The organism is Candidatus Neomarinimicrobiota bacterium (genome assembly GCA_041154365.1).
Classification (GTDB): domain Bacteria; phylum Fidelibacterota; class Fidelibacteria; order Fidelibacterales; family Fidelibacteraceae; genus Fidelibacter; species Fidelibacter multiformis.
Map to the genome: position 1 here is coordinate 1,907,879 of AP035449.1, position 12,891 is coordinate 1,920,769.

The window sequence follows — 12,891 nt, forward strand, 5'->3', positions numbered from 1 at the left end:
TAACAACAAAACAATGAGGATCATATGAAAATTCTTGTGGTAGATGATGAAGAAAACATCCGTAAACTGGTAAATTACAATCTTATCCTGGACGGATATGATGTAATCATGGCTGTTGACGGGAAAGAAGGGTTGGAAAAAGCTATTCAGGAAAAGCCGGATCTGATTCTGCTTGATATCATGATGCCGGAAATGGACGGATTGGAAGTATGTTCGCGATTAAAAAAGAATCCGGAAACACGGGATATACCCATATTCATGTTATCGGCGAAGGGACAGATGCAGGATTTGGAAGATGCCTTTGATGTGGGGGCGGATAATTACATCACCAAACCCTTTGATGTAGATAAGTTGAGTGAAATCATTCAGTTCAAGCTGAATAAAATGAAAGATAAAAAGTAGGTCTGTCCTTTTTTACAAATAACAAATAACCTAAGATGCTGGCTTAATATATTGTGTATGAAATATTATCAATTTCCACTATCGATTTCTGAACCCCCGGGGATAAAATACACCCGTTGAGAACTTTTGTCAAGGTTATAATATTGATATAATATATGTCTATTATTAATTGCTATTGGGAAGTAATATTATCGGATTTATTTCTTGTAAAAGCAACATCCGTCCATTAATACATTAATTTATTGGAATATTTTTGGATATTTCCCCCCACCCCGGGGGCTAAGATACGCACCTCCAGAAAAAGTGTCAAGTTTATATTTAATTTATTATATGCTATATACTAAAAACTGTTTTTTTATGAATCCTGAATTCAACACATAGGTTTTAAATTAAGATTGTCATACGGGAAGCACAGCGTATCAGTTAGCCCCACAACAATGTTTATATTTTTTACCGCTTCCGCAGGGACACGGTTCATTCCGGCCTATTTTACGTTCGGTTCGACGAATTGGCTGGGTTTTTCCTGCCTTTGAGGGATCGGCTTTCGGGTGCCCGGCTGCCTTTTGGTATCCCAGGTTGTCTGTTTCTTCATGCTTCATCACCATATTGGCCGGGCGGGGTTGTTCAGGACGGGGTTCCTGTTCCATGCGAACCTCGGTGCGGAAAATAAGACGCAAGGATTCTCTGTCTATGCGGCTTAGCATTTCTTCGAACATTTTAAAAGCTTCTGTTTTATATGCAATCAGGGGATCTTTCTGTCCATAAGCCTGTAAACCAATGCCTTCTTTCAGCTGATCCAGTTCAAAAAGATGCTCTTTCCATACATTATCCACCGTCATCAGATATGCCCAGCGTTCCAGTTTACCCATAATATCCGGGGGAATAATCTCTTGTTTCCGTTCATAGGTTGCCAGGGCTTTTGAATGAATCTGCCGGATCACATCTTCCCGTTCAATTTTTTCCTTCCCCTCCCGGGTCAGTTCATCCGGATGAATATCGGACATGAGAACGTTGATGGTTTCCTGACGGAGTCCTTCCCAGTCCCAATCATGGATATCTTCCTCTCCGGTAAATTTATCCACTGTTTCCCGGATATATTTTTCCAGCATGGCGAGAATCTCTTCCCGGAGATTTCCGCCATGAAGGGCATAATTTCTCCGGTCGTAGATGACCTCCCGTTGCATATTCATCACATCATCATATTCCAGAAGATGTTTACGGATAGCAAAGTTCCGTTCTTCCACTTTCTTTTGAGCTCTTTCAATAGAACGTGAAATCATGGGATGGGAAATCACTTCTCCTTCTTCCACGCCCAGGCGGTCCATGATGGCACTGACCCGGTCTGAACCAAAGAGTCTCATCAGATCATCTTCCAGGGAGAGATAAAAGACCGATTCGCCTGGATCACCCTGACGTCCTGAACGTCCCTTCAGCTGCAGGTCGATACGTCTGGATTCGTGTCGCTCCGTCCCAATAATTTTTAAACCGCCCAGATTTCGGGTCTCTTCGTTGATTTTTATATCCGTCCCCCGGCCGGCCATGTTGGTTGCAATGGTAACAGACCCGAAGTGTCCGGCTCTGGCAACAATTTCCGCTTCCCGTTGATGCTGCTTGGCATTGAGAACATTATGGGGGATTCCCGCCCGCTGAAGCATCTTGCTGAGCATTTCGGAGACTTCCACGCTGATAGTTCCCACCAAAACCGGTTGGCCTTTTTTATGGGACTGAATAATCTCTTCAATGATTGCCCGGTATTTTTCCCGTTTTGTCCGGTAAATAACATCATTCCGGTCTTTCCGAATCACAGGACGGTTGGTGGGAATGCTGACCACTTCGAGTTTATAGATTTCACCAAATTCAGCAGCTTCTGTTTCTGCCGTACCGGTCATTCCGGCGAGCTTATCATACATTCTGAAGTAATTTTGGAGAGTGATCGTTGCCAGGGTCTGATTTTCCCCTTCAATCCGGACCTTTTCCTTGGCTTCGATGGCCTGATGGAGTCCATCACTGTAACGTCGACCCGGGAGAATACGGCCGGTAAACTCATCGACAATGAGGACCTTTCCATCCTTCACCACATAATCCACATCCCGGCTGTACAGGGAATAGGCCCGAAGCAATTGGTGAAGGTTGTGAATGGTTTCACTCCGCCGGCTATGAAGACGCTGGATCCTGTCTTTTTCTTCCTGCTTTTCCGTATCACTCAGATCATCCCGCTGATCAATCTTTGCAAATTCATCTCCGATATCAGGAATGATAAACTGCTCCGGATCATTCGGTGCCAGGAGCTGTCTGCCCTTTTCTGTGATATCGATGACATGACTTTTTTCATCGATGCTATAATAAAGGTCCTCGTCTACTTCATGCAGTTTCTTTTCCTGCATATAATAGGATTCCGTATCATGCATGAGTTTTTTCATGCCCGGTTCTTCCAAAAGCTTCAGAAGACCCGGATGTTTGGGCAGACCATGATGACACTGAAGGAGCAGTGTCCCCCGTTTCATGTCATCCATGGTATCTCCGGCCCGCCGAAGATCACCCAGTAAACCGTTCACATACCTTTCCTGGGCCCGGACAAGGCGTTCGATACTGCCCCGAAGGTTTTTGTAGGACTCATGAGTATTGGACTGAACAGGTCCGGAAATGATGAGAGGTGTTCTGGCTTCGTCGATGAGTACACTATCCACCTCATCCACGATGGCGTAATAGTGTCCCCGCTGAACCACGTTTTCCATGCTGACAGCCATGTTATCCCGGAGATAATCAAAACCAAACTCATTGTTGGTTCCGTATACAATATCTTTGGCATATTCCTCTTTTCTCACATCCGGCGACATGGTATTCAGAATTTTTCCCACGGAAAGACCTAAAAACTGGTAGATGATCCCCATCCATTCCGCATCTCTTTCCGCAAGATAATCATTTACGGTGACCACGTGGACCCCGCGCCCGGTCAGGGCATTCAGAAAGACCGGCATGGTGGCCACCAAAGTTTTTCCTTCCCCGGTTTTCATCTCAGATATGGCACCCTGATGAAGGACAATAGCTCCAAGTAACTGAACATCAAAGGGGACCATGTCCCATACCATGGTTTGCCCTACTACCCGGAACTCTTTTCCCAGAAGTCTTTTACAGGCTTGTTTAACCATGGCAAAGGCTTCTACCATGAGATCATTCAGGGCTGTTTGTTCCGCTTCATAAATGAAATTATCGGTCCGCTCACCGTCAAATCCCTGGGATTCGGCTTTTTCACGGGCTTCCTGCCGCTTTGATTCAATATAATCAATCATCTCCCGGGTCCGGTTCCGGAGATCATCATCACTGGCACTATCCAGTTCCTCAAATGTTGCATTGATCTGACTGATATACGGGGTTATCCGTTTGATATACCGTTCAGAACTTGTACCAAATATCTTCTTTATAAGATCAAAAATCATGGTTACTCCTAGGTCTCAGTCACTTCGGGAAAAATACGCCCTTCTTCAATCAAATCGTGGTAAATCCGGTCCATCAGGCCGTTGATAAAAACATGGCTGTCATCGGTTGAGTATTTTTTTGCCAGTTCGATCGCTTCTGAAATGGTCACCCGGGGAGGAATATCCTCGCTGAAGATCAGTTCTGCAATCGCCTGTCGCAAAATAATTTTATCAATCAGTGCAATGCGGTTGAAATCCCAGTTGCGGGATCTGTTCCGTATCCGCTCATCGATGGATTCTCTGTTGGCAGATGTGTGTCTTACCAGATCCCGTAAAAGAGTTTCGTCACATTCAGGATTCTCGTTTAACAACAAAACATCTGTAATCACCTGATCTACAGGTTCTCCACTCATCTCCATGGCATAGAGTACCTGTAAAGACATCTCCCGTGCCTGTCGGCGAAGTTTCATCATAAATGATATATCCTCTGATTCAGAAAACATGAAGGGAACTGGGCTGGTTTTGAAATATCCGGTTTCACGATCCAATATTACGAACAAAGGGACTTGATTTCAACAGAGGAATAACAGGTTTTTTTTGTGTTATTCAACGTGAAAACATGTATTTTTTTCATGAAAATCACTTAAGCAAAAACAAAGGAGCATTCGACATGAAAAAAGTCGTTTTACTGGTTCTAATCGGGAAACGCAAAGAAGCTGCCGTAAATCTTCAAAAGGTTTTAACCGCCTGGGGTTGCATTATCAAAACCCGGCTGGGAATCCACGATGGCGTATTGGATAATTGCAGCGAAAAGGGTTTATTAATGCTTGAGCTCTGCGGTTCAGATGATCAGAATCATGAACTCGCACGCAAAGTAGAGGTCATACAAGGGGTCCATTCCAAACTGGTGGAACTGGAACTGGATCACGAATAACCATTCATAGGGCGACACATGGGTGGTCACCGTCTGGTCACAACTCCAACTTAACAGGGAGCGACACATGGGTCACCGTCTGTTCACAACTCCAACTTAACAGGGAGCGACACATGGGTCGCTGTCTGGTCACAACTCCAACTTAATAGGGAGCGACACATGGGTCGCTCCCTACTTTCATTTGGGATATCCAACGGTCTGTGTCAGGATTATTCCTTTATGGTCTTTCAGTTTCATGGCTTTTCGGAGCTCGTTTTCATCAAACCAGCCCCTGACCACAGTGGCGAGTTCTGCGGAGGCACAATACAAATAGACATTTTGTGATATAAAACCGGTGTTCATGCCTGAAGTATACCGGTATTTCTCCGGATCCACATTCCCGGCTTTTTTATAATTGGCAACAAAAATCAAATTCACCGGCGCATCGGCTACAAAATTCTGTTTACCTGTCTTCGCCCGGATATCCTCATCCAGGATTTTTTTCAGTGCATTCTTTTCCGGAAGATAGAGAAAAAGTCCATCGGATTTCGCAACATAAATTTCCATTTCCGTTTTCCCCTGGGAGGATGGGGCTGTCCGTTTTCCATTTTCCCGGTTTACACCAAACGCCGCCCAAAGCAAATTGGACAAAATTTGATCTGTAAGGGCCTTATCCTGAAAAGACCGGCCAGAATGGCGCTGATTCAAGGCTTCCATCAAAGGCATTCCCCCTGTTTTTTCCGGTTGCGGCAGGGGAATGATGTTCTCTTCACCGGCAAACAGCCCTGTACTCAGCATTAACATGATAAGTGAAACCACACCACATTTCATGGGTTATCCTCCTTTGAATATTTCTGATTTATCAAATAGTCTTCACGCAAACTGTTTAATCAATGTTTGTTTGTATCATATTGTTGAAAATCTGGAAAGGATCTTATTTTTAAACTAAGAGATTATTTCAGAAAAACCAACCGTTTGACCTCTGAACGGTTACCACTGGAAAGGCGCAAAAGATAAAGCCCTGAGCTCCAGCCGTTTGCTGTAAGCAAATATGTATTCTGTCCGGCAAATCCATAAAGGGTTTGTTTATACACTTCCCTACCGGTGAGATCATACACGACAAGATGTGTTTTTCCCTCCCGGGGTTGATTCCATGAGATAGTCGTTTGGGGATTAAAAGGGTTGGGATAGAGTCCTGTAATCCCAAATTCTCCGGGAACATGGTGTGCTTCCATACCTGTAAACGTATAATCATAGCGGTGTGTTCGCCCGGGTCCACCACCACGAAGGCCTCCCATAGTCAGATAGACAGCATCGGCAGAGGCCGATTTCACATCCCACACCATGAGATGTTTATCCCCGGCAATACATATTTCTGCATCCCCGTCCCCGTCCAGATCGCTGAGAACCGGACCGCCATTCATATTTTCATGTGTAAAAATGGGATAACCGGGAAGCATTTCCCCTTTGATATTCCAGACCGCCACTGCACCATTCGCAGAAACGGCAACGATTTCATCTGTCCCGTTGTTATCCATGTCACCGGCGGCAATCCGGGAGGGTATCTGCTCAAAAACGACAGGCCATCCCGGGAGAATATCCCCCTGCAAATCCACAACAGAAACCTTACGAACATCATAGGGATAAGCCAGTGCCGGACCTGAAGGTGTTCTGACGACAGTTGGTTCGGCAATGACCCTGGACAAGCCATTGATGGTTGCCCGGACAGAGCCGTCTTGTTGAAACAGCATCAGCTTTCCATCCGACAAGCCGGCAGCAATGATCAATTCTCCCTGATAACGTATCAACACAGGGGTTGTGGCCTGCTGATCGGAAAAATGGACCGGCCATCCGGAGAGAGGGGTTCCTTTTTCATTTGTCAGGTAAAGATCTCCATCCCCTGTGGCATAGGCCAGAACCGGTGATTCGTGGAGAGAATCTGATACAGAAACAGCATTTTGAATGATGCCACCGGCATTCAGGGGGAATCCCTGAACCAGTTCTCCGTTTTTCTTCAATGCCAGGATTTGTTCCCCTTTGGTTCCCACAACCACCTCCAGGTCTTCACCGCCGTCCAATTGGCCGATAGATGGTGCCGCCACAATGGAATTTCCTGCAGCATAGGAAAAAAAGGTTTCACCCCATCCGTTAAAAAGGATGATTTTTCCGGTTGTAGTCACCGCTGCCAGTTCCAGGGTATCATCCTGATCCAGATCCCCTGCGGCAATTTCCACAGGAATCAATCCACCGGCAGATATGGGAAAACCTGGTAAGGTATCCCCTATGGAGGTCCAGGCCATGATGTTCCCGGCAAAGGTCCCGGCCATAATTTCTTTTTGCCCGTCATGATTGATATCCCACACCAAAACCGATGAAACAATCATTTCAGACAAAGGGACCGGAAAGCCTTTTTGAAAAAGAGAAACCTGTACAGGTATGGGCAGCCTGTCTTCAAAGCTATCCCCATTGAGGTTTTCCGAATAAATCCAACATTCCAAAACCGATTCGCCGGTCGATGCTTCGGGTACGATGTGAAATTGCAATTTTTCAGAATGAGTACCGGACTCACCAGAGCTCAGATCGGGAAATGTGGCGACTGAATCGGTTATGATAATCCCTGGCGTCGGGGAATGTAAAACAGCTCTGATGTTTTGCCCATCCTGCCAACCCGGCTCATTTAACAGAGTAAGCTGTAAGCGGACTTCTTCTCCGGGGTTAAGGATGCCATCACCGTCATCATTGAGAATAGATAGCTCCTGATCCTGAATTGCAAGCTGAGGTTTCAGCGCCTGGGCAATGGCCTTGTACGGATTCACCCGCCCCCTTCCCAGTCTTCCGGCATATTCGGGATCGTCATTGATGGTATAAATATCATCGGAATTATTAAGGATTTGATCGGTATACCACTGGACCGTTTGACCCGGCATATAACTCTTGAGGAGTGCCACCGATCCGGCCACAATGGGTGTGGCCATGGAAGTTCCCCACCAGGACTGATACCCCTGAAGGTCACCGGTCCCGGATGTGCTGAAAACAGTGGATAAAATGGATTCCCCCGGTGCCGCAATATCCACATCTTCGTGATAATTGGCCCACTTTCCCCATCTGTCATTGGGTCCCAAAGCCGTGACGGAAATGACTTCGGGATAGGAGGCAGGATAAAATTTGCCGTAAAGCTCGTTTCCCTCTTCTGTCCCGTTTCCGGCAGCGGCAACGAGGATTGAGCCGGCATTCTTTGCTGTTTGAATGACTGATCTGGCTGAACTGCTATAGGTATCACTGCCCCAGCTGAGACTGATAATATCGACACCTGATTTATAGGCATATTGGATTCCGGCATATCCATATGTTAGCTGTCCTTCTTCATTATCATCTTTCATCGCTTTAACCGGGACAATCGATATATTAAATGCCGTTCCGGCGATACCCGTGCCATTATCGGTGGAAGCCCCGGCAATACCGGCACAGTGGGTCCCGTGCATCCGGGCGCTTACAGGGGCCGGCCCGTCCAGCACGGCCATGGGATCATTGTCGCCGTTTGAATAGGTTGAACCGGAAGGATCCCAGCCGATGAGGTCATCTGTATATCCGTTGCCATCATCATCCACCCCGTTCAAATCACCGGGATCCAACTGCCAGCGCCCCTCAAGATACACGATGGTTTTTCCGTTACCGTTGGCGTCTTCTCCCATATTTTGCCAGATGTTATCAATCAGGTCCGGATGGGTCCACTCTACCCCCGTATCCACAATGGCCACCCTTACTTCACGGTTTCCGGGGGTGGCTCCTCCCTCAACATCCCAGAGTCCCCAGGCTTCCTGGGCTTCAATCTGCCGGATCCACCACTGCTGGGAATACAGGGGATCATTGGGGATATAACTGCTCTGTTCCTTTTGGAATTGACCGGCATTCCGGATTTTGATCTCCGGTTCTTTTTCTGTATAGAGGATTTTCGGATCCCGGGCCAGATCCCCCATGATATTTTCAACCATTGATTTGGTTTCAGAAAATCCTGTGATTTGGTATATCCGGTTCAGATAGATATCCCCGGCATGTTCATAGGGCTCAGAAGCCGGAAGCCAGGGGCGGATCACAAGTTCCGGATTCCGGGCAATCAATGAATCCATGACGGGAATACCTGTATGTCCGTCTTTTATCTGTTTTTCGGTCAAAGGAGGTGTGTCCGGTGTCAGGCAAAAAAGATAGGGATTCAACACATCCACACCGGCCTTAAGGACATTCCAGGACAGAGTTAGGATGATCAATATTTTGACGGCTTTACTTTTCATTCAACCTCCGCATTAAAATAATGAATATTTTTTCCTAAAAAAGACACAAATTTACATGGAAGGATAATGTTACAAGGGACACATACCCCTGCTAACGTGAAGCAAATCACTTATATAAATCATTTTCTTGAATAAGAACTATTTTGCCTTTATATTCGTGAGAAATGTTAATTAAAATAGAAAACGAGAGTAAATCAGGAGGTCGATTTTATGAAGAAAGGACTTATTCTCATGCTGGTGGCGGTCTTTGCACTGTCCATGTTAAGTGGATGTGGCGGCAGTAAAGGCACATCAACCACCTCACCGTACAACGAGCTGATGAAGATGGCCAAAGCCGTTCGCGAAGCGGGAGGCATTGCTGATGTCGGTCAGGGACAGAGTTCCCGTGAAGACATTGCCCGTCAGAAAGCACAAAACAACGGACGTCAACAACTTGCTCTGGCGCTGGAATCCAAAATCCAGGTTCTGCAAAAAAGCTTCCTGGAAGAAATTGGTTCCAATATGGAAACAGAAGTTAACGAAGCGTTTTCAAGTGTTTCCAAAACCATGGCAAGCACAACACTTCGGGGTGTTTTTCCGGAAGAAGAAAGAATGGTCAGTAAAGATGGACTTATCACCATTTATGTCCTGATGGCCATGGATCCTGCAACCTTCAACCAGTCTTTTCTGGATGAATTGCAATCCAAACCCAAAGTGTATGAACGGTTTCGTGCATCTCAGGCTTATGATGAACTGAAAGGTGAAATGGAAGCCTACGAGGCACAAGAATAGAAACGATTAAAAGTGACAGGGGTGTGGTTGCCACACCCCTTTTTTTCATCTGCAATTCATGAAAAATTCCATCTTCATCATTATTTTTTCTCTTTTCTTAATCCCGGCAGGTATGCAGGGACAGGTTATGTATCCTGAATGGTTTGTTTATCCTGGGAAGTATCCTGAGGTCATTACCGGTTTTGCCCGTCAGGGAAGTTCCACCCTGGCTGATGCTGAAACTACCTTGTGTGCCTATCAAACCTGTATCGCTTTTGGAACGTTGTACCGGTATCAGGATCTGGACCAGGTGGACAGTGATTATTACTATAACTTCTCTCCCGATGCCCTAAAAAAAATTAAGGGCAGGTTAAATCCCGTTAAAGGAACATTGACGGCTATCAATCTGATCACCAAAGATTACATTGAAGCTTTTTCATTAAAAGAAAATGTAAAGATTTCATCTGAATATATTGATTATAAAAGACTACCCCGGCCATCATGGGTTGATAAATATCCAATGTATTCGGATTCGCGGCATTATTATGGGATTGGGGAATACACCTGTCGCTACAATAAAATTGACGCCTGGAAAAAATCGGAAGAAAATGCCATTTTCAATATCATGACAACATTAGCCGTGGATTTTCATACTGTCATGATTGAAGCGAAATCCGAAAGTTATGATACCATGGAAAAGGTCCAGGCGATGAAAGTCAAATACCTTCTCAGAAACATCCAGGTGATGGAACGGTGGATGGATACTGAAAAGAATCTGGTATACGTTCTGGTCCGCATTCCAAGACAAGATGTCATTTCTCCCATGTTAAACAAATAGATTAAATGTAAGGATGGTTGCTCATGAGATTTTTAGGAGCACTTGCATTCATCCTGTCAGCGGTCCTGTGTCTGTCGGCTGACATGGATATCATTGTGGCGTATGATGCTTTTGCCGGCGATGCCACAACGGTCATACAGTACATGAAGGACGGAAAGACGGAATATATCCGTGGTCACCTGAAAAGCCCGTCAAAGGATAATAATATCCGCATTGCCGAACGGTTCTCGGGAGATGGCCAACAGTTCAGCATTGAAAACACATCGGGGATCCAGGCACACATCTGGGTAGCCAATCACTTTGCCGATGAAGATTTATTTGATGAATCTATGTTGAGCGTCCTTCAGGAAGCAGAAGTAACCGTTGTTATTAACGATCACAAGAACAGGGTCTCACACCGGGTTGAAGTCCCGGAAGAGCCCGGTATGATTTTTCTTGCCGGGACAGTCAGCGACGGCGCTTTTCACCCCTCTCCAAAAATGTATCCCAAACTTAAATGTTTTTATTTAAATGTGGTGGATGCTGAAACAGGCAATCCACTACCTGATGTGCAGGCTGAGATCCGCTTCAGGGGGAACCCGATTTCAACCGGGAGCACGGATTCACAGGGTGAATTGGCCATGCAGCTCAGTGATTATGGCGATTACACCGTAAAAATTTTCAAAGAAGGTTACATTCCTGTTGAACACAGCTTTTTTCTGGATCTGAACGAAATTCCCACGTTGCTTCGGGTTCCCTTATCCGAGGAACTCAAGGAATACCGGATTGTCCTTACATGGGGTGCTTTTCCTACGGATTTGGACGCGCACCTGGCAGGTCCAATGCCCGGCAGCGGCACCTTTCACATCTGGTGGCAAAACAAAGTTTTAGTGGGGGGACGCAATTTCCTGGACCGGGATGACACCAATGGATATGGACCTGAAACCATCACGATCTATGTCCCGGCAGATGGCTTGTACCAGTATGCGATTCACAATTTTACCCAGCGTCATGCCTCTGCTTCTACGGGACTTCCGGGAAGTCAGACCCGGGTGGATGTCTATGCCAATGGTAAACTGGAACAGTCTTTCCGGCCGGATCCATCCCAGAAAGGAACGGTTTGGCATGTATTCAATATTACTGAAGATAAAAAGATTATCCCGGTGAACCGTTACTCACATCAATCAGACAGCAAAAACATCTTTAAATAATTGATTATTTTCTGGCTTGAATCAACAGTAAAGATCCAAGAATCATAAAGATCACATTGGGTAGCCATACAGACCAAAAGGGAGAAACCAACCCTGTATATCCAACAGTCTGCCCGAGTTTCAGAACCGTGACATAAATAAAAATCACCATCAGGCTTATACCGATTCCAGGTCCCAGACCCCGGCTTCGGGTTTGATATGAAACCAGGGGAATCCCGAATAAGATCAGAATAAAGGGTGTGAAATTCATGGAGGCTTTAAAATTTAAATTGACAAGCCATTTGGTATCATTAAGTCCCAGGGCCTGAATTTTTCCGATAAAATCGCGAAGTTGGTCCCAGGTCATATTTTCAGGATCCAGATTTTTTTGAGATACTTCCTGGGGAGTAAGTCCAATTCCGGCAACAAGTGTATCCAGGTAAGTGTAGTCCCGAATATATCCATCTTCCAAAACACGCTTTTCAACACCTGTCAGATACCAGGTTTCATGATTCCATATCATTTTTCGGGCATCCAACCGCTCTGTCAGTTCACCCTGATGAAAGGTTTGCAGGCTGACATGCTGCCCGATATCCGTGGATGTATCATAGATCCGGATATTCAGCACCTTTCCGTTTTCAAGCTGGAGGAAAATATGGTTGCGAAGTCTCCTGTCCGTAGATCTCCGTTTGGACATATAATCCCGTTTGATTTCGTAAAGCCGTTGATTGGACGGAACCACTACAGCATCCTCAAAGAGGAAACTGCCGTAACTAAGGAGGAGTCCCACCACCAGAAATGGAAGGGCAATGCGGTATAAACTAATCCCTGATGCCTTTAAGGCCGTGAGTTCATTGAGCTTATTCAGTTTTCCCAGGTTAAAAACAACAGCCAGCAGGGCGGACATGGGAATCGCAATGTGAATAAAAAAGGGGAAAATATTGAGGTAATAGAGCAATATTGCCCTGAGATTCATATTGTTATCAATAAAGCTATCCACATTCTCCACCAGATCAACCACCAAAAAGACACTTAAAAAGATGAGCAACGCGGCAAAAAAGAAGAGAAAAAACCGTTTCAGAAGGTACCGGTCTAAAAGGGGTATGATTTTCAT

At 45.6% G+C, this 12,891-nt stretch carries 10 protein-coding genes; 5 read left to right on the forward strand and 5 right to left on the reverse strand.

Translation table 11 applies throughout. The features are described from left to right. The first annotated feature begins 24 nt into the window (after nt 1–24). Nucleotides 25–402: a PleD family two-component system response regulator gene (locus strainIA91_RS08225; RefSeq protein WP_400166297.1), complete on the forward strand. Its 378-nt coding sequence runs from the start codon at nt 25–27 to the stop codon at nt 400–402. A gap of 419 nt (nt 403–821) precedes the next feature. On the opposite strand, the gene secA is transcribed toward strainIA91_RS08225, so the two are convergent. After that, complete coding sequence (gene secA, locus strainIA91_RS08230) at nt 822–3,839, reverse strand: preprotein translocase subunit SecA (RefSeq protein WP_400166298.1); 3,018 nt, start codon at nt 3,837–3,839, stop codon at nt 822–824. 8 nt (nt 3,840–3,847) lie between these two features. Continuing rightward, the gene (gene nusB, locus strainIA91_RS08235; RefSeq protein ID WP_400166300.1) at nt 3,848–4,291 is read right to left on the reverse strand and encodes a transcription antitermination factor NusB; all 444 of its coding nucleotides are present in this window, start codon (nt 4,289–4,291) and stop codon (nt 3,848–3,850) included. A gap of 197 nt (nt 4,292–4,488) precedes the next feature. Between nusB and strainIA91_RS08240 the strand changes: the two genes are divergently transcribed. Then, on the forward strand, nt 4,489–4,752 hold the full coding sequence (locus strainIA91_RS08240) for a hypothetical protein (protein WP_400166301.1): 264 nt from the start codon (nt 4,489–4,491) through the stop codon (nt 4,750–4,752). Nucleotides 4,753–4,929: 177 nt separating this feature from the next. Here strainIA91_RS08240 and strainIA91_RS08245 read toward each other — a convergent pair whose 3' ends face one another. Both strainIA91_RS08245 and strainIA91_RS08250 read right to left on the reverse strand, forming a co-directional pair. Continuing rightward, the gene (locus strainIA91_RS08245) at nt 4,930–5,562 is read right to left on the reverse strand and encodes a nitroreductase family protein (protein WP_400166302.1); all 633 of its coding nucleotides are present in this window, start codon (nt 5,560–5,562) and stop codon (nt 4,930–4,932) included. Nucleotides 5,563–5,684: 122 nt separating this feature from the next. Then, nucleotides 5,685–9,020 (reverse strand): S8 family serine peptidase, encoded by a 3,336-nt coding sequence (locus strainIA91_RS08250; RefSeq protein ID WP_400166303.1) that lies wholly within the window; start codon nt 9,018–9,020, stop codon nt 5,685–5,687. A gap of 210 nt (nt 9,021–9,230) precedes the next feature. On the opposite strand from strainIA91_RS08250, the gene strainIA91_RS08255 reads away from it, so the two are divergent. Genes strainIA91_RS08255 through strainIA91_RS08265 form a run of 3 tightly spaced genes read left to right on the forward strand, consistent with a single transcriptional unit; the run spans nt 9,231 to nt 11,798 of the window. Beyond that, complete coding sequence (locus strainIA91_RS08255; protein WP_400166304.1) at nt 9,231–9,791, forward strand: hypothetical protein; 561 nt, start codon at nt 9,231–9,233, stop codon at nt 9,789–9,791. 58 nt (nt 9,792–9,849) lie between these two features. Continuing rightward, on the forward strand, nt 9,850–10,608 hold the full coding sequence (locus strainIA91_RS08260) for an LPP20 family lipoprotein (RefSeq protein WP_400166305.1): 759 nt from the start codon (nt 9,850–9,852) through the stop codon (nt 10,606–10,608). 23 nt (nt 10,609–10,631) lie between these two features. Continuing rightward, nucleotides 10,632–11,798, forward strand: a complete 1,167-nt coding sequence (locus strainIA91_RS08265; RefSeq protein ID WP_400166306.1) for a hypothetical protein — start codon at nt 10,632–10,634, stop codon at nt 11,796–11,798. Between the two features lie 4 nt (nt 11,799–11,802). Here the strand turns inward: strainIA91_RS08265 and strainIA91_RS08270 are convergent, their stop codons facing one another. Then, on the reverse strand, nt 11,803–12,891 hold the full coding sequence (locus tag strainIA91_RS08270) for an LptF/LptG family permease (RefSeq protein ID WP_400166307.1): 1,089 nt from the start codon (nt 12,889–12,891) through the stop codon (nt 11,803–11,805).

Coding starts and splice junctions, on each gene's coding strand:
- strainIA91_RS08225 (WP_400166297.1), top strand. CDS start 25: ATGAAAATTCTTGTGGTAGATGATGAAGAAAACATCCGTAAACTGGTA.
- secA (WP_400166298.1), bottom strand. CDS start 3,839: ATGATTTTTGATCTTATAAAGAAGATATTTGGTACAAGTTCTGAACGG.
- nusB (WP_400166300.1), bottom strand. CDS start 4,291: ATGATGAAACTTCGCCGACAGGCACGGGAGATGTCTTTACAGGTACTC.
- strainIA91_RS08240 (WP_400166301.1), top strand. CDS start 4,489: ATGAAAAAAGTCGTTTTACTGGTTCTAATCGGGAAACGCAAAGAAGCT.
- strainIA91_RS08245 (WP_400166302.1), bottom strand. CDS start 5,562: ATGAAATGTGGTGTGGTTTCACTTATCATGTTAATGCTGAGTACAGGG.
- strainIA91_RS08250 (WP_400166303.1), bottom strand. CDS start 9,020: ATGAAAAGTAAAGCCGTCAAAATATTGATCATCCTAACTCTGTCCTGG.
- strainIA91_RS08255 (WP_400166304.1), top strand. CDS start 9,231: ATGAAGAAAGGACTTATTCTCATGCTGGTGGCGGTCTTTGCACTGTCC.
- strainIA91_RS08260 (WP_400166305.1), top strand. CDS start 9,850: ATGAAAAATTCCATCTTCATCATTATTTTTTCTCTTTTCTTAATCCCG.
- strainIA91_RS08265 (WP_400166306.1), top strand. CDS start 10,632: ATGAGATTTTTAGGAGCACTTGCATTCATCCTGTCAGCGGTCCTGTGT.
- strainIA91_RS08270 (WP_400166307.1), bottom strand. CDS start 12,891: ATGAAAATCATACCCCTTTTAGACCGGTACCTTCTGAAACGGTTTTTT.